The following is a 19083-nucleotide window of genomic DNA, read 5'->3' on the forward strand; positions in this document are numbered from 1 at the left end:
GACCCTATCCCCACAAAAAGACGAGGGCCGGTCGCCCGGCCCTCTTGGTCTGCCCGTGAATGGAGGGGTCCCGCCGCCTTGGCAAGGACCCGATCCCCGGACGAAGCGATCGTCCCCGGTTTTTTGCCGCCTCAGGGACGCGACGCGGGAGCTGCCGGCGCACCGGGCGCCTGCGGCGGCTGCGACAGGCCACGAAGGCCCTCGAGCATGCCGGTGCCGCCCTGGCCGCCGGACTGCGGCACCGAGGGGGCCGCAGGCGAGGCCGGGACTGCGGGCGTCGCCGGAGCGGCAGGCGCCGAGGTCGCCGGACGATCAAGCAGCGAGCGGGGCCCACGCGCCTGGGTGGCGAGCAGGGCCAGCACGATGGAGGTGAAGAAGAAGGCCGCGGCAAGGATGGCGGTGGCGCGGGTCAGCACGTTGGCCGTGCCGCGCGACGACATGAAGTTGCCGCCGCTGCCCATCCCGAGGCCGCCGCCCTCCGACCGCTGGAGCAGCACCACGACGATCAGCGCAAGCACGATCATCAGATGAATGACGAGGATGACGGACTGCATGGCCGCGGAACGGTCCCTGGCTCGAAAGAATGGGGGTCTCTACACGATCGCACGGGGCTTGCCTACCCCGCGCCCCGCCGCAGCATATGGGGGTGCGACGGCGCGTCAGCCAGCCTCGTCGTCATCGGGCTGTGCGCCGCTGCCGGTGACGCCGGGCCCGAGCTGCCAGAAGATCGTCGCCGACAGGCAGGTGATGAGGCCGATGGTCACGAAGGTGGCGCGGAAGGCGGTGAGTGCGCCGGCGGGAACGATCGGCCCGAAATGCGACGTATAGGCCCCGAGCAGGGCACCGGCCACCGTCACGCCGAGGCTCATGGAGAGCATCTGCACCATCGAGAACAGGCTGTTGCCGCTCCCCGCCCCTGCCCGGTCGAGATCGCGCAGGGTCACGGTGTTCATGGCGGTGAACTGGAAGGAATTCACGGCGCCGTAGCAGCCGAGCAGCACCAGCATGGCCGGCAGCGGCAGGCTCGGTGTCGCCGCGAACGAAGCCTGCAGCGCCCCGAGGACAAGGGTGTTGATGACGAGGAAGCGACGGTAGCCGTAGCGGGTGATGAGACGCGTCACCGCGCGCTTCGCCGTCATCGCCATGGCCGCGACCGGCAACATCATCATGCCGGCTTCGACGGGCGTGTGGCCAAGGCCAACCTGCAGCAGCAGCGGAATGAGGAAGGGCATGGCGCCCGAACCGATGCGGGCGAAAAGATTGCCGAGAAGCCCGACCGTGTAGGTGTGGACCTGGAACAGCGACAGCGGAAAGAGCGGGTCGGGGTGGCGGCGGGCATGGAGGCCGTAGCCGGTGATGAGCGCGAAGGCGACGAGCAGCAGGACGAGCACGGTCGCCCGCTCGAAGCCGAGATCGGTCACCCCGTCGAGCGAGAAGGACAGCGCCACCATGCCGATCGACAGCATGAGATAGCCGACCATGTCGAAGCGGCCAATCGCGGGGTTCCGGCTGTCGGGCAGGAACAGAACGGTCGCGATGACGCCGGCAATGCCGACCGGCAGGTTGATGAGGAAGATCCAGTGCCAGGACGCGGTTTGCACGAGCCAGCCGCCGAGCGTCGGGCCGATCAGCGGTCCGATCAGGCCGGGAATGGCGACGAAGCTCATGGCGGGCAGAAACTGGTCCCGCGACACGCTCTTCAGCACCACGAGCCGACCGACGGGCAGCAGCATGGCGCCCCCTGCCCCCTGCAGGATGCGCGACAGGACGAGCTGCGTCAGGGTGGTCGAGGCGGCGCAGGCGACCGAACCGGCGGTGAACAGGACGATGGCCGCGAGGAACACCTGCCGGGTGCCGAAGCGGTCGGCGAGCCATCCCGAGGCCGGGATCAGCATGGCCATGGTGAGCGAATAGGCGATCACCACGGAATGCATGCTCAAGGGGCTTTCGCCCAGCGCCTTCGCCATGGACGGCAGCGCCGTGTTGACGATGGTCGAGTCGAGCGTCTGCATGAAGAAGCCGACGGCGACGATCCAGAGCAGGATCCTGAACCGCCGATCGCCGCCGGCCTCACTCATGCGAAAGCCCTCACCTATAGGCCGCGGCGATGGCGAGGAAGTCCGCCGCCTTCAGGCTCGCACCGCCGACGAGAGCACCGTCGACATTCGGCACACTCATCAGCTCCTTGGCGTTGGAGGGCTTCACCGAGCCGCCATAGAGGATGCGGATGCCGGCGGCCTGCTTGCCATGGCGCGCGACCAGCTTCTTGCGGATGAGGGCATGGACCTCGGCAACGTCGGCGGTGGTTGGCGTCAGGCCGGTGCCGATGGCCCAGACCGGCTCATAGGCGACGACCACGGTGTCGGGCGTCGCGCCCTCAGGGATCGAACGGGCAACCTGCCGGCCGACCACGGCGAGGGTCTTCCCGGCCTCGCGCTCGGCCTGCGTCTCGCCGACGCAGATGATCGCGAGGAGCCCGGCGCGATGGGCGGCAGCCGCCTTCTCGGCGACGAGGGCGTCGGTCTCGCGGAAATATTGCCGGCGCTCGGAATGGCCGAGGATGACCGCCGTCGCCCCCGCATCGGCGAGCATCTCGGCCGAGATCTCGCCGGTATAGGCCCCGGAGGTCGCGGTGTGGCAGTCCTGACCGCCGATGGCGATGCGGCTGCCGAGCGTCGCCGCAGCGGCGGTGAAGAGCAGTTGCGCCGGCGGGCAGATCATCAACTCGACCTTCGCCTTGAGGGTGGCGTCATAGGCCTCCCCCATCGCCACCAGCTCCTTCAGGAAGGCGCGGGTGCCGTTCATCTTCCAGTTGCCGGCGACGAGCGGGCGCAGGGCCATGGAAATCTCCTTGTATGAGGCCAAGATGGGTCGGTGCGCCCCCTAGCAGAAGCGCCGCGCGCGTGCCACCAGCCATGCTTGCCGGGCAGGAGCACCATCACTATGCTCCGCCGACTTTTTCGCCCCCTCCGGCCCTCGTGGCCGCCCGCAGGAGATCAGCCCGGCATGTTGACCGGCCTTCGCAGCGCCTTCGAGAAGGGCTTCGCCCGCTTCGTGCTCATCGCCCTGATGGGCATCCTCGTGCTGTCCTTCGCCGTCTGGGGCATCGGCGACATCTTCCGCGGCGGGACGCAGACGACGGTGGCGAGCGTCGGCGGCACGCAGATCTCGGTGCAGACCTTCCAGACCGCCTACAATCGCGAGGTGCAGAATCTCGGCCGCATGATCGGCCGCGGCATCACGCCCGACCAGGCGCGCCAGTTCGGCATCGACCAGCGCGTGATCAACCAGCTCGTCACCGAAGCGACGCTCGATGAGCGCGGCCGCCAGCTCGGCCTCGGCATCGACGACGATACGATCCGCAACCGCATCGTCACCACCCCCGCCTTCCGCGGCCCGACCGGCCAGTTCGACCGCAACGCCTTCCAGGAGGCGCTGCGCCAGAGCGGCTTCACCGAGCAGACCTATGTCGATGCCGAGCGCCGCGTCGCCCTGCGCCAGCAGATCGCCGGTGCCGTCTCCGACAAGATGACCTCGCCGCAGATCCTAATCGACGCGATGACGCGCTACCAGAACGAAGCGCGCCAGGCGCAGTTCGTGGTTGTTGGCGCCCGCGAGGCCGGCGATGTCCCCGCCCCGGATGCCGCGACGCTCCAGTCCTATTTCGACGCCAACAAGCAGCTCTTCCGCGCTCCCGAATATCGCAAGCTCGTGGTGGTGACGCTGTCGCCGCAGGACCAGCTCGGCTTCATGCAGGTGCCGGAGGCGCAGATCGCCGAGGAGGTCGCCCGCCTGCGCGAGGCGGCCGAGCGCCGCACCATCCAGCAGCTGACCTTCCCCTCGGTCGAGGAGGCGGAGGCGGCGGCGAAGCGCGTCGCCGAGGGCCTCGCCTTCGAGGACCTCGCCAAGGAGCGCGGCGTCTCCGAGACCGACCTGACACTCGGCAGCCTCGCCCGCAACAACATTGCCGACCCGGCCGTGCGCGACGCCGCCTTCGCCCTCGCCGAGGGCGCGGTCTCCGCCCCCGTCCGCGGCCGCTTCGGCATCGTCCTCTTGCGCGCCTCCAAGGTCGAGCCGTTCAACGCGGCCCAGGCCGCGGAGCAGGCGCGGATGACCATCGCCACGACCATGGCCCGCAACGCCGTCAACGACCTGCACGACCGGATTGAGAAGGAGCGCTCCAGCGGCCTGCCGCTCGCCGACATCGCCGCCAAGGTCGGCGTGCCCGTCACCACGGTCGATGCTGTCGACCAGCAGGGCCGCGATCCCCAGGAGGTCCAGCTGAACCTCCCCGGCGCCTCGGACTTCCTCGCTCCCGCCTTCCGCGCCGAGGTCGGCCTTGAGAATGAACCGGTCAACAACCGCGAGACAGGCCTCTGGGCCTGGTTCGAGGTCTCCTCGGTGACGCCGGCCCGCGACCGCGCCCTCGACGAGGTGCGCGCGCAGGTCGAGGCGCGCTGGCGCGAGGACGAGGTGAAGGTGCGCATCGGCAAGGCAGCCGACCAGCTGGCGACCGCCATCCGCGCCGGCAAGCCCCTCGCCGAGGTCGCCCAGCCGCTCGGCCTCGAGGTCCGCACCACGCCGGTTCTGAAGCGCTCGTCCACCGACGGCACCTGGGGCTCGGCCGCCGTGCAGATGCTCTTCGTCACGGGCAAGGGCCAGGCCGGGACCGTCACCGCCGCCGATGGCATCGATCGCCTCGTCTTCGTGCCGACCGAGATCGTCCTGCCGGCGGATGCGACGCTCGACACCCGCACCCGCGACCAGCTCTCGCAGTCCATCGAGGACGACGTCCTCGGCCAGTACATCGCCCGCCTGCAGCGCGATTTCGGCTCCACCGTCAACCGCACGCTCCTCAACCGGGCGGTCGGCGGCACCACCGAGACCCGCTGAGGTCGCCGGAGAGGCCGTCATGCAGATCGAGCCGGCCTTCGAGGCCTTCGCGCCCCTCCACGATGCGGGGAAGCCGCAGGTGGTGTGGACGACGCTCGTCTCCGATCTCGAGACGCCGGTCTCCGCCTATCTGAAGATCGCAGGTGCGAAGACCAACGCCTTCCTGCTCGAATCCGTCGAGGGCGGCGCCATCAAGGGCCGCTATTCGGTGCTGGGCATGGAGCCGGACCTGATCTGGCGCTGCCGCGACGGCGTCGCCGAGGTGAACCGCCGGCCCGGGGCCGATCGCAACGCTTTCGCCCCGCTCGCCGCAGCCCCGCTCGACGAGTTGCGCCAGCTCCTCGCCGACAGCCGCATTGACATGCCGGAGAGCCTGCCGCCCATGGCCGCCGGCGTCTTCGGCTATCTCGGCTACGACATGGTGCGCCAGATGGAGCACCTGCCCCATGTCGGCCCGGACCCGCTGGGGCTCCCCGACGCGCTCTTCATCCGCCCGACCGTGGTCCTCGTCTTCGACGCGGTGAAGGACCAGATCACCGTCGTCACCCCCGTCCGCCCGCAGGCGGGCACCTCGGCCAAGCAGGCCTATGACCGCGCCGTGAATCGGCTCGGCACCGTCATCGACGCGCTGGACAGCCCGCTCGACAAGCAGACTCCCCTGCCCGATCACGCGGAGATCATGGCGGGCCTCGTCTCCAACACCTCGCCCGCCGATTATTCGGCCATGGTGGACCGGGCGAAGGACTACATCGCCGCGGGCGACATCTTCCAGGTCGTGCTGTCGCAGCGCTTCTCGACGCCCTTCACCCTGCCGCCCTTCTCCCTCTACCGGGCGCTGCGGCGGGTTAACCCCTCGCCCTTCCTCTACTATCTCGCCTTCGAGGGTTTTTCGGTCGCCGGCTCCTCGCCGGAGATCCTGGTGCGGGTGCGGGACGGTAAGGTGACGATCCGCCCGATCGCCGGAACCCGGCCGCGCGGAGCAACGCCGGCCGAGGACAAGCGCCTCGGCGAGGAACTGCTCGCCGATCCGAAGGAGCTCTCCGAACATCTCATGCTGCTCGACCTCGGCCGCAACGATGTCGGCCGCGTTGCGAAGATCGGCACGGTCTCCGTCACCGACCGCTTCTTCCTCGAGCACTATTCCCACGTCATGCACATCGTCTCGAATGTCGAGGGCGAACTCGACCCGAAGCATGACCTCATCGACGCGATGATGGCGGGCTTTCCCGCCGGCACGGTCTCCGGCGCGCCGAAGGTGCGGGCCATGCAGATCATCGACGAGCTGGAGAAGGAAAAGCGCGGCCTCTATGCCGGCTGCGTCGGCTATTTCTCCGCCACCGGCGCCATGGACACCTGCATCGTGCTGCGCACGGCGGTGGTCAAGGACGGGCAGATGTATGTCCAGGCCGGCGCCGGCATCGTCGCCGACAGCGTCAACGCCTCGGAACAGGCCGAGTGCGTCAACAAGGCCAAGGCGCTGGTCCACGCCGCCGACGTGGCGGTGAAGACGGCCCGGGTCGGGAGGGGCCAGTGAAGATCACCCTCATCGACAATTACGACAGCTTCACCTGGAACCTCGTCCACTATATCGGCGGCCAGGACCTTGGCGGCGGCGTGCGGCCCGAGGTCGAGGTGGTGCGCAACGACAAGATCACGGCCGATGCGGTGATCGCCGGCGACCCCGACGCCATCGTGCTCTCGCCCGGCCCCTGCTCGCCCAACGAGGCCGGCATCTGCCTCGACCTCATCGACAAGGCCTCGGCGACGATCCCCATCTTCGGCGTCTGTCTCGGCCACCAGGCCATGGGCCAGGCCTTCGGCGGCCATGTCGTTCGCGCGCCGAAGCCCATGCACGGCAAGATGTCGACCATTGCCCACAAGGGCCGCAGCGTCTTCCGCGGCATCAACGGGCCGTTCCAGGCGACGCGCTATCACTCGCTCACCGTCGACCGCGACACCTGGCCGTCCGATCTCGAGATCACCGCCGAATCCGAGGACGGCGTGATCCAGGGCCTGATGCACCGCACGCGGCCCGTCCATGGCGTGCAGTTCCATCCCGAGAGCATCGCCTCCGAGCACGGCCACCGCATGATCGCCACCTTCCTCGACCTCGCGGCCGCATGGAACCGCAGCCAGGGACGCCGCTGATGGACAGTTTCAAGACCCTGATAGCCAAGGTCGGCACCGGCGCGACGCTGTCGCGCGACGAGGCAACCTCGGCCTTCGACCAGATCATGTCGGGCAATGCCACGCCCTCGCAGATCGGCGGTTTCCTCATGGCGCTGCGCGTGCGCGGTGAGACCGTCGACGAGATCACCGCGGCAGTGGACACCATGCGCGCCAAGATGGTGCGGGTCGACGCGCCCGTCGATGCCGTCGATGTGGTCGGCACCGGAGGCGATGCCTCCCACTCCCTCAACATCTCCACCTGCGCCGCCTTCATCGTGGCGGGCGCCGGTGTTCCGGTGGCGAAGCACGGCAACCGTGCCCTCTCCTCGCGATCGGGCGCTGCCGATTGCCTCATGGCCCTCGGCGTGAAGATCGACCTCGCGCCCGAGGGCATCTCCCGCTGCATCCGCGAGGCCGGCATCGGCTTCATGTTCGCGCCCGCCCACCATCCCGCCATGAAGCATGTCGGCCCGACCCGCGTGGAGCTCGGCACTCGCACCATCTTCAACTTGCTTGGGCCGCTGTCGAACCCGGCCGGTGTCCGCCGCCAGATGGTCGGTGTCTTCGCCGGCCAGTGGGTGGAGCCGCTCGCCGCCGTGCTCGCCAATCTCGGCTCGTCCCATGCCTGGGTGGTCCATGGCTCCGACGGTCTCGACGAGATGACCGGCACCGGTCCCAGCGCCGTCGCCGAACTGAAGGGCGGCCAGATCCGCACCTTCACCGTGCGGCCCGAGGATGTCGGTCTCGGCCTCTGCCGGCCCGAGGACCTGAAGGGTGGCGATGCCGCCCACAATGCCATGCAGCTGCGCGCTGTTCTCACCGGAGCCCGCAACGCCTATCGGGACGTCGCCGCCCTCAACGCCGCCGCCGCCCTGGTGGTGAGCGGCAAGGCCGCAACACTGCCCGAGGGCTATGCCATGGCCACCGCCGCCCTCGACAGCGGCGCCGCCGCCAAGCGGCTCGACCAGCTCGTCGCCGTTTCGGCCACCGCCTGAGGACTTCAGCCATGGCCGATATCCTCAAGGCGATCGAGACCTACAAGCGCGAGGAGATCGCCGCGGCGAAGCGCCTCAAGCCCTTCTGGGTGGTGGATGCCGAAGCCCGCTCCGCCGATCCGGTGCGCCCCTTCGCCGGCGCCCTCACGGCGGCCCATGCAGCTGGCCGCACGGCGCTCATCGCCGAGATCAAGAAGGCGAGCCCTTCCAAGGGGCTCATCCGCGCCGATTTCGACCCGCCCGCGCTGGCCATCGCCTATGAGGCGGGCGGCGCGGCCTGCCTCTCCGTTCTGACCGATGCCCCCTCCTTCCAGGGCGCACCGGAATTCCTCACCGCCGCCCGCAAGGCCTGCTCACTGCCGGCTTTGCGCAAGGACTTCATGCACGACCCCTACCAGGTGGCGGAAGCGCGCGCCTGGGGTGCCGACTGCATCCTCATCATCATGGCCTCGGTGGACGATGTGCTGGCGGGTGAACTCGTCGCCGCCGCCAGCAACTACGGCATGGACGCGCTGATCGAGGTTCACGATGACGCCGAACTGGACCGGGCGCTCGCCCTGCCCTCCCGCCTCATCGGCATCAACAACCGCGACCTCCGCTCTTTCGAGGTCTCGCTTGCGACCTCCGAACGCCTCGCCCCGCGCATTCCATCCGACCGGATCATTGTCGGCGAAAGCGGTATCTTCACACCCGCCGACGTGGCGCGTCTGGCTGCCGTCGGCATCCGGACCCTGCTCGTCGGCGAGAGCCTGATGCGCCAGAGTGACGTTGCGTCAGCGACAAAGGCGCTTCTGACGTAACGCGAGGGTTCCTCGGCAGGGGTTCCCCAGCGCCTGCGCGCTAAAACCGGGCCGACAGGGTTAAGGACCGGTAACCCCCTCACGGCAAACACTTGAACAATTGATTCGCGTGCGATTCCGAATGCTTATGCGATGACCGCCTAGGGTGCCCCCGGTCGCAGATCAGGGGTCGCCCCATGTGGAACATCATCTCTCGCTTCAGGCGTGATCGACGCGGTGCCCTCGCGGTGGTCTTCGCGGTGGCGCTCTATCCCGTCGTCATGATGATCTGTGCGGCGGTCGATCTCAGCCGCATGAGCCAGCAGCAGGCGCGCCTTCAGGCAGCCCTCGACGCTGCCGCCCTCTTCGTCGCCCGCCTCGTCGCCGACGGCAAGGCGCCGAGCGATCTGTCTGCCGCCGCCCGCCAGTTTGTCATCGGCAACATCAATCCGTCCGAGCTGCTCAACGTCCAGATCGTCGCCACCAAGGACGACACCAATGTGCGCGTCAGCGGCACCGGCAATCTCAACGCCATGATCCCCGGCCTGCTCACTGCCAACGACCTGACGATCCGCGGCACCGCGGGCGCGACCTGGCGCACCAAGAAGATCGACATGGTGCTGGTGCTCGACAACACCGGCTCCATGGCGAGCTCCGGCAAGATGACGGCGCTGAAGACGGCGGCGAAGAACCTGATCGACACCATGTCCTCGGTGTCGAACCGTCCGGATGCGGTGCGCATCGGCATCGTTCCCTTCGACACGCAGGTGCGCATCGGCACCGGCTACCGGAACGAGAGCTGGCTCACCTATGCCGGCACGACCGTCACCTCAAGCACCTGGACAGGCTGCGTCACCGATCGCGACCAGAGCCACGACGTCGCCGACACGACGCCGACCACCGCCGACGCGGCGACGCTGTTCCGCGCACGCAACTGCACGACCTCGACGCTCGCCGCGCTGATGCCGCTGACCACAGACTGGACGGCGCTGAAGACCCGCATCGACGCCATGCAGCCCTCAGGCAACACCAACGTCACGATTGGCCTCGTCTGGGGTTTCCACATGCTGACCCCCAACCTGCCGCTCACCGAGGCGCGGACGCTGGCCACCGAGCCGGACCTCGAGCGGATCATCATCCTGCTCACCGATGGCGACAACACGCAGAACCGCTGGACCACGACCGGATCCACGATCGATGCGCGCACCGACCTCGCCTGCGCCAATACCAAGGCGAACGGCATCCGCCTCTATACGGTGCGAGTCATCAATGGCGACGAGGCCCTGCTGCGCCGCTGCGCGTCGGCCACGACCATGTACTACAACGTCTCCACCGCGGCCGAACTCGTCCCGGTCTTCCAGCGCATCGCCGCGGAGATTGGCCAGCTGCGCCTTACCCAGTGATCCGGCCAGCGCCCCTCACCGGGGCGACATAACAAAAAGGCCCGGTGCAAGCACCGGGCCTTCGCCTGTCCGACGATGTCGGAGAGATCACTTCACCGGCACGATCTTGCCGACGAGGCCCTCGTAGGGCTTGAAGACCTCCTTCATGAGGTCCTGGTAGAGTTCGCCGATCTTGGTGGCGCGGGCGACGGCCGCCTCGTAGCTGGCCTTCACGTAGTCCGACTGGACCTCAATGGCCTTGTCGAGCGACTTCACGGCGGCGATCTTCTCCATCGTGGAGGAGCCGTCCTCGAAAGCCTTCTTGGAATAGTCCACCATCTCGGCGGCAATCGCCTGATAGCCCTTGGTGAGGGCAGTCATGGTCTTCACGGCATTGTCCATGCCGTCCTTGCCGAGCTTCTGCACGTCGTCGAAATTCTGGGCCATGGCCGTTCTCCTCGCGCTGAATGAGGTGGAAGAGCGCCTCGGGGGCGTCGCCGTCCGACCTGCGTGACGTCTATGCGCAATGCTGCACTGCGTCAATTAACTCTTTTGCACTGCACCATCTTCCTTTGGACGGAGCGGGGCGATCCCTCGGCCGTCATCCCCGTCGGACGAATCGCCGCTTAACTTCCTGGCAACCCCAAACGCTTACCGTGTTTGTCAACGGCCGCCGGGTCCCGGTGGTCGCAGTGTCGAGTTCGGCTGCGTATCGCCGCGTGTGGTGTCGCGTAGCCGGCTGTCCTTCGGGGCCGCCGGTCCGTGGATCCGGTCGGAAGCAGCCCATCCCGGCACAAGGGACGGCGACGACCGGATGCCAGAAGGCCCCGGAACCGCGCTGAGGTGAGTTCAGGGGTGGCGTAATGGCGACGATCAACGGCGCCGGCCAGGCGGTGAAGAACCGTTCGGCCATGGGTCTGGCGGCAGGGTTCGCGGCGGCAGTCGCGGTCCTGACGACGACACTGGCGGCACCGACGACCGCCGAGGCGCGCCAGCGCCGCTATGCCGGCTATGCGCCGGCCTATTCCGCCATCGTCATCGACGCAAAGACCGGCCAGACGCTGCATGCCGAGGCGGCCGATGCCCAGCGTTTCCCGGCCTCCGTCACCAAGGTCATGACCCTTTATCTGCTGTTCGAGCAGATCGAGGCGGGCCGCTTCACCCTTCAGTCGCCGCTGCGCGTCTCGGCCGAGGCCGCGGCCCAGCCGCCCTCCAAGGTCGGCGTGCGCGCCGGCTCGACGATCACCGTCGAGGAGGCGATCCGCGCCCTCGTCACCAAATCGGCCAATGACGTTGCCGTCGTGGTCGCCGAGAACATCTCCGGCACCGAAGAGGCCTTCGGACAACTGATGACCCGGCGCGCCCGCGCCATCGGCATGAGCCGCACCACCTTCCGCAACGCCTCCGGCCTGCCCGACGCCGAGCAGATGACCACGGCCCGCGACCTCGCCACCCTCGGCCGCGCCATCCAGGACCATTTCCCGCGCTACTGGCGCTATTTCCAGACCTATTCCTTCGCCTATCGCGGCGTGAACCACCGCAATCACAACCGCCTGCTCGGCCGCGTCGAGGGCGTCGACGGCATCAAGACCGGCTATACCCGCGCCTCCGGCTTCAACCTCTTGACCTCCGCCCGCCGCGGTGACCGCCAGATCGTCGCCGTGGTCATGGGCGGCCGCACCGGTGGTGCCCGTGACGCCCGCATGCGCCAGCTGGTCGAGACCGTCTTCCCGCGCGCCTATGCCGGTGCCCGCACCGCCCCGGTCATCGCCCGCGCCGCCGATCCGGCGCCGCGCCAGCCGCAGCGCATCGCGGTGGCCGCACAGGTCGCAGTCCCCGGCCGCGGCCAGCCGGTCGCCGCACCCGCTCCGATCACCCCGATGGCGGCTGCCGTCATCACCGCCGGCCAGACCCGCGGCGGCGCCTCCACCGGCGCCTCGGCCGCGGCCCCCGTGACCGCCAGCGCCCAGCCGCACCGCCAGATCATCCAGGCCGAGACCGCACCGCCGCCGGCCGCTGCCGCCATGCTCGCCACTGCCGCCTCGCGTCCGGCGCCCGCCCCCGCCCCGGCCCCGGCGGTCGCGCCAGGCAATCCGAACCCGCGTCCGGGCGTGCTCGGCACCATCAACAACTCGCAGCTGACCACCGCCTCGGTCGCGACGCGGCCGGTGCAGATGGCCTCGCCCGGCACCGCCCCGGTGGCGGAAACCGCCCCGCGCCGTCGCGGCGAATGGTCGATCCAGCTTGGTGCCTTCCCGACCGAGAGCGCCGCGCAGGAGACCCTGCAGGAGGCGCGCGAGGCGACGGGCCGCCAGCTCGGCGCCGCCGATCCCTATACCGAGAAGGTCGAGGCCCGCGGCATGACGCTGGTGCGCGCGCGTTTCGCCGGTTTTGACCGGTCCGCGGCGGACGCTGCCTGCCGCGCCCTGAAGTCGAAGGACTTCGACTGCATTCCCGTCCGTAACTGACGGTCCGCCCCTCAACCCGGTTTGGTTCTGCGTATCAGGAGGTCCGGCGATGGCGATCCAGGAGGGTGTCCTTGGCCTGGTTGACGCGGGAGGCGAGCCACGTCGATCCGCCCTGGTCGGGGTGCAGCTTCTTCATCAGCGCGCGATGGGCGCCGCGGATGGCCTCCTCGTTCGCCCCGGGCTGAAGGCCAAGGATCTGGTAGGCCTCCTCCTCGGTCATCGCGCTCGTAGCCGCAGGGCCGCCCTGCCGCGGACCCGCATCGCCCTGAGCGTGTTCACGCCAGCGGGGCTCCCGGCGGTCAAGATAAGCCTCGAGTAGCTGGGCGCTCTCGCCGTCGATCTCGCCGAAGGCCTGGATGAGCCTGGGGACCGGAATCTGTTCCAGCGGCTGGCCGGCGAGCGACCCGGCGATGAAACGGCCGGTCATCTGACCGGTATCGATGTCGAGCTCCATGTCGATGAACCGCGAGCGCACCGACGAGGTCTGCCGCGGCGTCTTCTGCCCCGCCTGACCCCAGCCGCCGAGCATCCCCTGCCCCGGGATATAGCCCAGCAGCGAGGCCCCCGCGAGGAAGGCCGGCAGCGCCAATTCCCACTGGCCGCGGGTGAGCAGGAACAGACCGAAGGCGATGACGGCAGCGCCGCCGATTTTCTTCACCTGGGCCGACAGCCATTTCGGATTGGCGCCAAGGACCTGATTGAGCACGCCCGAGAAGACGATGAGGGCGATCAGCCCCGCGATGAAATAGGTCATGCGTCGTCAGCCCATCTGGCCGAGGAGGAGCTGCGCACCGCGCGAGCCCTTGGCCGCGTCCGCCAGCGCCAGCCGCCCGCCCGAGGCAAAGGCTGCGACCGCCCGCAGCAGCTCGGCAAGCTGCGCAGCCGCTCCCGGATCGAACCGGGCGAAGGCGCCACGGGTCAGGCGTGCGATCTCGCGATAGGCGCGCTCGGCGACGGGATCGCCGCCCTCAAGGAAGAGGAAGACCGGGACATTCGCCATGGCGAGCCGCCCCGCCTTGGCGCAGAGGTCGTCGAGGCTCTCCTCCATGGCGTCGCCGACATAGATGACCGCATGGATCCGCCGCTCGGCGGCCTCGTCGGCGGCATGGGACAGGACCCGGCCGATCTGCGTCTGGCCGCCGATGCAGGTGACCTTGCCCATCAGTGCCTTGAGCTTGGCGGCATCCGCCACCCAGCCTGAGGAGCGGCATTCGCCCATGCCGCGGAAGAAGACGAGCTGGATGTCGAGCGTGCCGACCCGCGCGGCCTCGGTGAACATCTGGCCCTGGATTTCCTGCGCCATGCCCCAGGTCGGCTCGCGGCTGGCGGTGGCGTCGAGCGCGAAGACCAGCCGGCCGCGCTCGCCCGCGACCTTGGGCGGGCCGACGGCCGCGGCCGTCTTGAGGAAGGCGGAGATCGCGGCGCTGCCGGAATTGGACACGGCGCCTCCGGCGCCCGTTCGCGCCACACTGCCCGTGGTTCCCTGAGGATTCTTCGTCGTCATGGCGCTGAATGTGGCTGACCCGGCGTCGATTGCAAGCCGCCGAGCGGCAGGCCTAGGCCAGGGAGGCCATTGCCGCCGCCGTCAGCTGCGCTAACCTTGGGACAGCTCAGGTAGACTGCCATGTCCGGGATCGATCGCCGCCTTATGCTGTCCGGGGGCGTCGTCGCCCTTGCAAGCCCTGCCTTGGCCCAGAACCCCCATGCAGGCCATGCGCCGCACCAGCCGCACCGCGACGGCCAGTTCGAGCGCCTGAACGCGCCCGGCCGCGTCAACATTCCCGATATCCACCACCAGCAGGTCTATACGACGAGCCCGGCGCCAATGGCCGCCAATCCCGGCCGCTGGACGCCGCGGGCGCCTTTGCCCATTCCGCGCACCGAAATGGCCTGGGCGGTTGGCCGCGAGGGCCGCATGCACCTCGTCGGCGGCTATGCCGAGCAGCGCGTCGACCGGCCCTACCACCACATCTACGATCCCGCCTCCAATGCCTGGATCACCGCCGCGGAAGTGCCGCGCGGAGCGAACCATGTCGGCGTGGCCGTCTCCGGACAGCGGCTTTACGCCATCGGAGGCTTCATCGAGCAGAACCGGACGCCCCATGCGGAATGCTTCGTCTGGGGCGCCCAGGGTGACCGCTGGACGGCGATCCGCCCCCTCCCCGAGGCCTGCGGCGCCATTGCCTGCATCAATATCGGCGACCGCATCCATGCCATTGGCGGCGCCATCGGCAACACGTTCGAGACGCGCAAGTCCATCGACTGGCACCTCGTCTATGACCCGAAGGACGACCGCTGGACGAAGCTCGCGCCCATGCCGCTGGGCCGCGACCATGTCGGCATCGTCAACGTCAACGGCACGATCCACATCATCGGCGGGCGCGTCGACAGCTTCCACACCAATTCGGTGCTCCACCACACCTATGACGCGGCGGCCGACAAGTGGACGGCGCGCAACCACATGCCGACGCCGCGCTCCGGCCATGGCGCCGTGCTCTATCGCGGCAAGATCTTCTGCATGGGCGGCGAGGGCTGGAACCGCGTCTACGGCCAGAACGAGGCCTATGACCCGGTAGCGGATCGCTGGGAGGCCTACGCGCCGATGCTCACGCCCCGCCACGGCATGGGCGCGGTGGCGATCGGCGATGCGATCTATGTTGCCGGCGGCGGTCCGCAGATGGGCGGCGGCGTGAAGAGCGCCATCCACGAGGCGTTCAGCCTGGCGTGAGGCGGTTGGTTTGTCCCTACGGGGGCGCCAATGCTCCGCGCTCGCCGCTCGTCACGCCCGGCCTCAAGCCGGGCATCCACGACCTGGAATCCGCCGTTTGAAGGGAACTCGTGGATGCCCGGGGTAAACCCAGGCATGACGCGCGCGAAAACAAGACAAAAGGCAAGAGCCTCGTTAAATCATAGACTTCGCGCCTTATCCGGACTCATTTTCCGAACGCGTTTCCGCAACCCGTCACCGCTGAATCACTCTCTGAAGAACCGGAATCACCGTCTCAACATCGCCGCCCAACCGATTCATCCGACTCGTTATTCCGGCGACAGCGCCTTCAGGCCCACGATCCCCGCAATGATGAGGCCGATACAGGCGAGCCGCAGCGCGCTGGCGCTGTCGCCGAGCAGCGCGATACCCAGCACGACTGTCCCGACCGTCCCGATTCCCGTCCAGACCGCATAGGCCGTGCCGACGGGCAGCGTCTTCAGGGCGAGGCCGAGCAGCCCGATCGAGATGACCATGCTGGCGAGCGTCAGCACGGTGGGAAGGGGCCGGGTGAAGCCGTCGGTATATTTGAGCCCGATCGCCCAGCCGATCTCGAACAGGCCGGCGACAAACAGATAGATCCAGGCCATGGCGGCCCTCCGTCATGGCGAGGTCGTCCTCGCGAAAGTCTGGGATGAGCGGGGTCGTCCCCGCGGGCCTCATGTGGGACCGCCAGACCGGCGGGACAAGACCCGCCCGGGTCGGACCGCCGGCCCGCCTAGAGATCGTAGAGATAGTAGGCGACCCTCGTCTCCTCGGTGGGGCCGAGACGACGGTAGAGGGCTCGGGCAGGCCGGTTGTCGGTCTCGGTCGCAACCCAGGCCTCGCGGCAACCGAGCCGGCGCGCCTCGGCCATCAGCGCCTCGATGAGCCTTCGGCCAATCCCCTGGCGATGCAACGCCGGCGTGACGCCGAGATTGTCGATGTAGAGCTCGTCCGGCATGTCGGGGTGCCGGTGGATGACCCCCGCAACCTGGCCGACGACCTCGCCCTCTGCCAGGGCCAGAGCCATCGCGTGGCCCGGTGTCGCAAGATAGGCGGCCAGCCGGCCCGGATCGACCGGCCCGTCGAAGACGTCGGGCGCGACGCGCGCGAACAGGACAGCGTCGCCTGGGCCGACAACACGAATGTCGACCCCGTCGCTCACCCATCAAGCCCCGACGATACGCGCCACCGCATCCGCCGGGCTCAAGAGCTCACGCTCACCGCTCGCCCGGAACTTCAGCTCCACCTTGCCCTCGGCGAGGCCGCGCGGGCCGACCATCAGCTGGTAGGGGATGCCGATGAGATCGGCGGTGGCAAACTTGGCGCCCGGCCGGTCGTCGCGGTCATCATAGAGCACGTCGATGCCGCGGGCGGCGAAGGCGCGGTAGAGCTCCTCGCAGGCCGCGTCACAGGCGCTGTCGCCCTGCTTGAGGTTCATCAGCGACACGGTGAAGGGCGCAACCTCCGCCGGCCAGCGGATGCCGGCCTCGTCGTGGCAGGCCTCGATGATCGCCGCGACCACGCGGGTCGGGCCGATGCCGTAGGAGCCCATATGCACCGGCACCGGCTTGCCATCCGGCCCCTGCACCGTCGCCGCCATCGGATCGGAATATTTGGTGCCGAAATAGAAGATGTGGCCGACCTCGATGCCACGCGCCGAGACGCGCGAGGCCTCCGGGATAGCCTCGTAGGCCGCCGTCTCGTGCATCTCGTCGGTGGCGGCATAGAGCGAGGTCCACTTGGCCACCGTCGCCTTCATGCCCTCGACATCGTCGAAATTGGTGTCCGCCGGCGGCACCGCGAAGTCGAGATAATCCTTGTGGCAATAGACCTGGCTCTCGCCGGTCTCGGCGAGGATGATGAACTCGTGGCTGAGGTCGCCGCCGATCGGGCCGGTATCGGCGCGCATCGGGATGGACTTGAGGCCGAGCCGGTCGAAGGTCCTCAGATAGGCGACGAACATCTTGTTGTAGGCGTGAACAGCGCCGGCCTTGTCGAGATCGAAGGAATAGGCGTCCTTCATCAGGAACTCTCGGCTGCGCATGGTGCCGAAACGCGGCCGCACCTCGTCGCGGAACTTCCACTGGAGGTGATAGAGGTTCAGCGGCAGGTCCTTGTAGCTCTTCACATAGGCCCGGAAGATCTCGGTGATCATCTCCTCATTGGTAGGGCCGAAGAGCATCTCGCGGTCGTGCCGGTCCTTGATGCGCAGCATCTCCTTGCCATAGGCGTCGTAGCGGCCGCTCTCGCGCCACAGGTCCGCCGACTGGATGGTCGGCATGAGGAGCTCGATGGCGCCGGAGCGGTTCTGCTCCTCGCGGATGACCTGCTGCACCTTGTTGAGCACGCGCAGGCCCAGCGGCAGCCAGGCATAGATGCCGGCGCTCTCCTGGCGGACCATGCCGGCGCGCAGCATCAGGCGGTGGGAGACGATCTCGGCTTCCTTCGGCGTCTCGCGCAGGATCGGCAGGAAATAGCGGGACAGACGCATCGAAGACCTCGAAGGCGGATGGATGGCGGCGCCATGCGCGGGGGCTGGCGCGGGAGGCGGGAATTGACCCTCTTTTGCGCCACGACGCAAGCCGGGAGAGGCCATTGCGGCCACCTTCCCTCGCGTTCGTTTGCCGGAAAAAGGAAAGGCGGGATCAATGATCCCGCCTCTACCAGGGTATTCACGTGAGGATCGGCGTCGCGTTTGGTCGCGCCTGCCGTCCCCTTTTTATATCCCGTGACGCCGGTTCTCCCGAACCTTCGCCCCGGGGGGTCTTCCTCCCAAGACCTGAGCCGTTAGACCTTCGAGCGTTGGAACGCAGAGGCCTCTTTCTTGCAGCAAAGGGAGGCTAGAACACGAAAATTGGTTTGTCACCAAGTTGTGCATGCCATGGCGAAAAAAAGTGCATGGTGGATCATCCGGGAGAATACGGATCTCCCCTTGCGAAACGACGCGCGCCGCTCCGTCACGCCCGTGTCAATTGAGAAAAGCACGCGGGATCAGGGGGATATCGTCGAGCGTGATGAGGCCCAGCGTGTAGTTGGTGTAGTAGAGGCCGAAGACGATCGTGGCGACGATCGTGGTCATGATGACCTTGTTCAGCATCGCGGTGCGCTGCGGTGCGCCGGGATCGCTCCCCGGCACCACGTCCCCGGCCTCGTGCTGAGAGCGCACGCCGAAGGGCAGCACGGCGAAGAGCACGAGCCACCAGATGATGAAATAGATGGCGGCGGCGGCGACGATGCTCATGCCTGCTCGAGCTCCACCAGCGTGCCGTTGAAGTCCTTGGGGTGAAGGAACAGCACCGGCTTGTCATGGGCGCCGATCTTCGGCTCGCCATCGCCGAGGATGCGCGCCCCTTGCGCTTTCAGGTGGTCGCGCGCGGCGATGATGTCGTCGACCTCGTAGCAGACGTGGTGGATGCCCCCGTCCGGGTTCTTGTCGAGGAACTTGGCGATCGGGCTGTCGGCACCGAGCGGCTGGAGGAACTCGATCTTGGTGTTCGGCAGCTCGACGAAGACGACCGTGACGCCATGGGCCGGCTGCGCCACCGGCGCGGTGACCTTGGCCCCCAGCGTGTCGCGATAAAGGGCGCTGGCCTTCTCAAGGTCGCGGACGGCGATGGCGACGTGGTTGAGGCGTCCGATCATCAA

The 19083-nt window shown here is 68.2% G+C and carries 19 protein-coding genes; 8 read left to right on the forward strand and 11 right to left on the reverse strand.

Features of this window, described 5'->3' with window-relative positions:
- Positions 1–131: 131 nt before the first annotated feature.
- From secG to tpiA, 3 genes are all read right to left on the reverse strand, one after another.
- Positions 132–554, reverse strand: coding sequence for a preprotein translocase subunit SecG (gene secG, locus O9344_RS09075; RefSeq protein ID WP_298475499.1), 423 nt, complete (start codon positions 552–554; stop codon positions 132–134).
- A gap of 105 nt (positions 555–659) precedes the next feature.
- Positions 660–2078 carry a multidrug transporter subunit MdtD gene (gene mdtD / locus O9344_RS09080; protein WP_298475501.1) on the reverse strand — a complete coding sequence of 473 codons (1419 nt, stop codon included), beginning with the start codon at positions 2076–2078 and terminating at the stop codon, positions 660–662.
- Positions 2079–2088: 10 nt separating this feature from the next.
- On the reverse strand, positions 2089–2847 hold the full coding sequence (gene tpiA / locus O9344_RS09085; protein WP_298475812.1) for a triose-phosphate isomerase: 759 nt from the start codon (positions 2845–2847) through the stop codon (positions 2089–2091).
- Positions 2848–3006: 159 nt separating this feature from the next.
- Here tpiA and O9344_RS09090 point away from each other — a divergent pair, with 159 nt between their 5' ends.
- From O9344_RS09090 to O9344_RS09115, 6 genes are all read left to right on the forward strand, one after another.
- Complete coding sequence (locus tag O9344_RS09090) at positions 3007–4893, forward strand: peptidylprolyl isomerase (RefSeq protein WP_298475503.1); 1887 nt, start codon at positions 3007–3009, stop codon at positions 4891–4893.
- A gap of 19 nt (positions 4894–4912) precedes the next feature.
- On the forward strand, positions 4913–6427 hold the full coding sequence (gene trpE / locus O9344_RS09095) for an anthranilate synthase component I (protein ID WP_298475506.1): 1515 nt from the start codon (positions 4913–4915) through the stop codon (positions 6425–6427).
- A complete protein-coding gene (locus O9344_RS09100; RefSeq protein WP_298475509.1) occupies positions 6424–7041 on the forward strand; it encodes an aminodeoxychorismate/anthranilate synthase component II in 618 nt (205 codons plus the stop codon). The genes trpE and O9344_RS09100 overlap by 4 nt, the downstream gene beginning before the upstream one ends.
- Positions 7041–8057, forward strand: a complete 1017-nt coding sequence (trpD, locus tag O9344_RS09105; protein WP_298475512.1) for an anthranilate phosphoribosyltransferase — start codon at positions 7041–7043, stop codon at positions 8055–8057. The genes O9344_RS09100 and trpD overlap by 1 nt, the downstream gene beginning before the upstream one ends.
- An 11-nt stretch (positions 8058–8068) precedes the next feature.
- A complete protein-coding gene (gene trpC / locus O9344_RS09110) occupies positions 8069–8857 on the forward strand; it encodes an indole-3-glycerol phosphate synthase TrpC (protein WP_298475515.1) in 789 nt (262 codons plus the stop codon).
- Positions 8858–9033: 176 nt separating this feature from the next.
- Positions 9034–10239 carry a VWA domain-containing protein gene (locus O9344_RS09115; protein WP_298475518.1) on the forward strand — a complete coding sequence of 402 codons (1206 nt, stop codon included), beginning with the start codon at positions 9034–9036 and terminating at the stop codon, positions 10237–10239.
- Positions 10240–10326: 87 nt separating this feature from the next.
- On the opposite strand, the gene O9344_RS09120 is transcribed toward O9344_RS09115, so the two are convergent.
- Entirely contained in the window at positions 10327–10665 is a 339-nt protein-coding gene (locus O9344_RS09120) for a phasin family protein (protein WP_298475521.1), read from the reverse strand.
- 416 nt (positions 10666–11081) lie between these two features.
- Here O9344_RS09120 and O9344_RS09125 point away from each other — a divergent pair, with 416 nt between their 5' ends.
- Positions 11082–12686 (forward strand): D-alanyl-D-alanine carboxypeptidase, encoded by a 1605-nt coding sequence (locus O9344_RS09125; protein WP_298475524.1) that lies wholly within the window; start codon positions 11082–11084, stop codon positions 12684–12686.
- Positions 12687–12720: 34 nt separating this feature from the next.
- On the opposite strand, the gene O9344_RS09130 is transcribed toward O9344_RS09125, so the two are convergent.
- Both O9344_RS09130 and O9344_RS09135 read right to left on the reverse strand, forming a co-directional pair.
- Complete coding sequence (locus tag O9344_RS09130) at positions 12721–13440, reverse strand: DnaJ domain-containing protein (protein WP_298475527.1); 720 nt, start codon at positions 13438–13440, stop codon at positions 12721–12723.
- Positions 13441–13446: 6 nt separating this feature from the next.
- Positions 13447–14190, reverse strand: a complete 744-nt coding sequence (locus tag O9344_RS09135) for a VWA domain-containing protein (RefSeq protein WP_298475530.1) — start codon at positions 14188–14190, stop codon at positions 13447–13449.
- Between the two features lie 120 nt (positions 14191–14310).
- Between O9344_RS09135 and O9344_RS09140 the strand changes: the two genes are divergently transcribed.
- A complete protein-coding gene (locus tag O9344_RS09140; protein ID WP_298475534.1) occupies positions 14311–15414 on the forward strand; it encodes a kelch repeat-containing protein in 1104 nt (367 codons plus the stop codon).
- 308 nt (positions 15415–15722) lie between these two features.
- Here the strand turns inward: O9344_RS09140 and sugE are convergent, their stop codons facing one another.
- From sugE to mce, 5 genes are all read right to left on the reverse strand, one after another.
- Positions 15723–16043 (reverse strand): quaternary ammonium compound efflux SMR transporter SugE, encoded by a 321-nt coding sequence (gene sugE, locus O9344_RS09145; RefSeq protein ID WP_298475537.1) that lies wholly within the window; start codon positions 16041–16043, stop codon positions 15723–15725.
- A gap of 128 nt (positions 16044–16171) precedes the next feature.
- The gene (locus tag O9344_RS09150) at positions 16172–16600 is read right to left on the reverse strand and encodes a GNAT family N-acetyltransferase (protein ID WP_298475540.1); all 429 of its coding nucleotides are present in this window, start codon (positions 16598–16600) and stop codon (positions 16172–16174) included.
- A 3-nt stretch (positions 16601–16603) separates the two neighbouring features.
- Entirely contained in the window at positions 16604–17929 is a 1326-nt protein-coding gene (gene proS, locus O9344_RS09155; protein WP_298475543.1) for a proline--tRNA ligase, read from the reverse strand.
- 477 nt (positions 17930–18406) lie between these two features.
- On the reverse strand, positions 18407–18679 hold the full coding sequence (locus O9344_RS09160; RefSeq protein WP_298475546.1) for a DUF1467 family protein: 273 nt from the start codon (positions 18677–18679) through the stop codon (positions 18407–18409).
- Positions 18676–19080 (reverse strand): methylmalonyl-CoA epimerase, encoded by a 405-nt coding sequence (mce, locus tag O9344_RS09165; protein WP_108177304.1) that lies wholly within the window; start codon positions 19078–19080, stop codon positions 18676–18678. The genes O9344_RS09160 and mce overlap by 4 nt, the downstream gene beginning before the upstream one ends.
- Between the last annotated feature and the right edge of the window lie 3 nt (positions 19081–19083).

It is taken from the genome of Phreatobacter sp., from assembly GCF_027532945.1.
In the GTDB taxonomy this organism is placed as follows: domain Bacteria; phylum Pseudomonadota; class Alphaproteobacteria; order Rhizobiales; family Phreatobacteraceae; genus Phreatobacter.

What these genes read in the sequence shown, in the direction of transcription:
- secG (WP_298475499.1), bottom strand. Translation starts at nt 554, where the DNA reads ATGCAGTCCGTCATCCTCGTCATTCATCTGATGATCGTGCTTGCGCTG.
- mdtD (WP_298475501.1), bottom strand. Translation starts at nt 2,078, where the DNA reads ATGAGTGAGGCCGGCGGCGATCGGCGGTTCAGGATCCTGCTCTGGATC.
- O9344_RS09090 (WP_298475503.1), top strand. Translation starts at nt 3,007, where the DNA reads ATGTTGACCGGCCTTCGCAGCGCCTTCGAGAAGGGCTTCGCCCGCTTC.
- trpE (WP_298475506.1), top strand. Translation starts at nt 4,913, where the DNA reads ATGCAGATCGAGCCGGCCTTCGAGGCCTTCGCGCCCCTCCACGATGCG.
- trpD (WP_298475512.1), top strand. Translation starts at nt 7,041, where the DNA reads ATGGACAGTTTCAAGACCCTGATAGCCAAGGTCGGCACCGGCGCGACG.
- trpC (WP_298475515.1), top strand. Translation starts at nt 8,069, where the DNA reads ATGGCCGATATCCTCAAGGCGATCGAGACCTACAAGCGCGAGGAGATC.
- O9344_RS09115 (WP_298475518.1), top strand. Translation starts at nt 9,034, where the DNA reads ATGTGGAACATCATCTCTCGCTTCAGGCGTGATCGACGCGGTGCCCTC.
- O9344_RS09120 (WP_298475521.1), bottom strand. Translation starts at nt 10,665, where the DNA reads ATGGCCCAGAATTTCGACGACGTGCAGAAGCTCGGCAAGGACGGCATG.
- O9344_RS09125 (WP_298475524.1), top strand. Translation starts at nt 11,082, where the DNA reads ATGGCGACGATCAACGGCGCCGGCCAGGCGGTGAAGAACCGTTCGGCC.
- O9344_RS09130 (WP_298475527.1), bottom strand. Translation starts at nt 13,440, where the DNA reads ATGACCTATTTCATCGCGGGGCTGATCGCCCTCATCGTCTTCTCGGGC.
- O9344_RS09135 (WP_298475530.1), bottom strand. Translation starts at nt 14,190, where the DNA reads ATGACGACGAAGAATCCTCAGGGAACCACGGGCAGTGTGGCGCGAACG.
- O9344_RS09140 (WP_298475534.1), top strand. Translation starts at nt 14,311, where the DNA reads ATGTCCGGGATCGATCGCCGCCTTATGCTGTCCGGGGGCGTCGTCGCC.
- sugE (WP_298475537.1), bottom strand. Translation starts at nt 16,043, where the DNA reads ATGGCCTGGATCTATCTGTTTGTCGCCGGCCTGTTCGAGATCGGCTGG.
- proS (WP_298475543.1), bottom strand. Translation starts at nt 17,929, where the DNA reads ATGCGTCTGTCCCGCTATTTCCTGCCGATCCTGCGCGAGACGCCGAAG.
- O9344_RS09160 (WP_298475546.1), bottom strand. Translation starts at nt 18,679, where the DNA reads ATGAGCATCGTCGCCGCCGCCGCCATCTATTTCATCATCTGGTGGCTC.
- mce (WP_108177304.1), bottom strand. Translation starts at nt 19,080, where the DNA reads ATGATCGGACGCCTCAACCACGTCGCCATCGCCGTCCGCGACCTTGAG.